At 39.2% G+C, this 1,624-nt stretch carries 2 protein-coding genes; both read right to left on the bottom strand.

Annotation, left to right across the window (positions count from 1 at the left end):
- Positions 1-113 precede the first annotated feature (113 nt).
- Complete coding sequence (locus IEX12_RS23665; RefSeq protein WP_235000388.1) at positions 114-488, bottom strand: transposase; 375 nt, start codon at positions 486-488, stop codon at positions 114-116.
- A gap of 4 nt (positions 489-492) precedes the next feature.
- The gene (locus tag IEX12_RS23030; protein WP_286171352.1) at positions 493-1,350 is read right to left on the bottom strand and encodes an IS110 family RNA-guided transposase; all 858 of its coding nucleotides are present in this window, start codon (positions 1,348-1,350) and stop codon (positions 493-495) included.
- Between the last annotated feature and the right edge of the window lie 274 nt (positions 1,351-1,624).

Below are 1,624 nucleotides of genomic sequence, written 5' to 3' on the forward strand. Positions count from 1 at the left end.
TATACTTTTGTATGAAAACAATTTTCCAAAGAAGACAACACCTAACTAGGCCCTTTCGTTACTCATTTTTTTGGAGGGCTTTATTTATTTTTTTATTAACTGTATGATGCCATTTAAGCCGTTTTTTGATCAGAGGGTGAAATATTATATCCCTTCCTTTTTAGGTATTCAATCATTTTTAATTCCTTATTTTTTTGTTCCTTCTTCATATAATTTGCACCTAGTTCTTGATATGGTTCTCCTGTTTTTAGTATATTGAATGCAATGGTTAAAATTAAATGAGCTGAAGCTATCGTTCCTTTTTTCTTGCCTTGTCGCTTGGTAATCCGTTTTCGGTGTGCATTTATTCGATTGTTTTGTCCTGAAGTTCCTAGTACACATTCTACTGCCATTGTTTTTAATGCTTTATTACCTTTTGTTGTTTTACTGGAGTTTTTTTTTCCAGCACTTTCGTTATTTCCCGGACTTACACCAACCCATGATGCCATACGCTTAGAAGAATTCTCCAAAGACAGACATATCAACCCCCAGTTCTGCAACGAAAACAGCTGCTGCATCCTTGTTTACACCAGGAATGGTATCCAGTAATTCAACCTCTTTGCGATAAGGAGTTAAGCATTGGTCAATTTGTTCTTCCAGTTCCTCTATTACTTGTTCTATATAAATCATGTGTTCCCAATGATAGCGCAACATATCGCGATGGTGACGACGTATCCGCCCGTTGACGGTTTCTGCTATTTCAGACAGGCTCGCCTTTACACGCCAATGCACCATCTTCTGAAGGTCCTTCTCTTCTATTTTTTCACCATTAATGATGGCTTCTAAAATTTGACGTCCAGATTGGCCAAAAATGTTGGATAGCACAGAAGTAAGTTTGATATTCGCATCTTGGAGAATTTTGTGGATGCGGTTTTGTTCGGCTGTACGATTATGAACCAACTTTTTTCGATACCGTGTTAGATCCCGCAAATCACGAATATCCTCTGGCGGTACAAAACTGCCTTCAATAAGCCCACACCGTAATAATTGGGCAAGCCATTCGGCATCTTTGAAATCTGTTTTCCTGCCCGGGACGTTTTTTACATGTTTGGCATTGGCAAGCACTAGTTGAAAATTACTTTCTAGAACATTCCACACCGGCTTCCAGTAAACACCGGTACTTTCCATCACAACGTCCGTTACCTGCATGGATGTCAGCCAATCGTTTAGTTCTAATAAGCCTTTCGTTGTAGTTCGAAAAGTTTCAATGGACTTTTTTGGCTTTTTATCCAATGGACCGAATAAGACACAAGCGACTACTGTTTCTTGATGCACGTCTAGACCCGCACATCTTTCAATCATTGCTTCCATAGGAGACTCACCTCATCATTAAATTAACAATACAAATGACAGTAATTTTCTTGTAAAACTTTTGTATACGTGCTCGAGGCACAATAGATGGTGCTTCCGTACTGCCACAGCCCGTTTCTTACACAGGGTATCCCCTTTCAGGATCCACCAAAGTATTTTCGACCTGGTCGTATTGTCATTAACTGTATTGCCATAAATCAATGAGATAATCCTCCCATTTAGATTAGAAATTCTTTTTCATCATAGATGGTGGCTGCGCGAATGCGGAGCCATG

Origin of the sequence: Lentibacillus populi, from assembly GCA_014642895.1 — a bacterium.
Classification (GTDB): domain Bacteria; phylum Bacillota; class Bacilli; order Bacillales; family Amphibacillaceae; genus Lentibacillus_C; species Lentibacillus_C populi.

Bases quoted from the DNA above. Each gene is read 5' to 3' on its own strand.
- IEX12_RS23665 (WP_235000388.1), bottom strand. From the start codon at position 488: ATGGCATCATGGGTTGGTGTAAGTCCGGGAAATAACGAAAGTGCTGGA.
- IEX12_RS23030 (WP_286171352.1), bottom strand. From the start codon at position 1,350: ATGGAAGCAATGATTGAAAGATGTGCGGGTCTAGACGTGCATCAAGAA.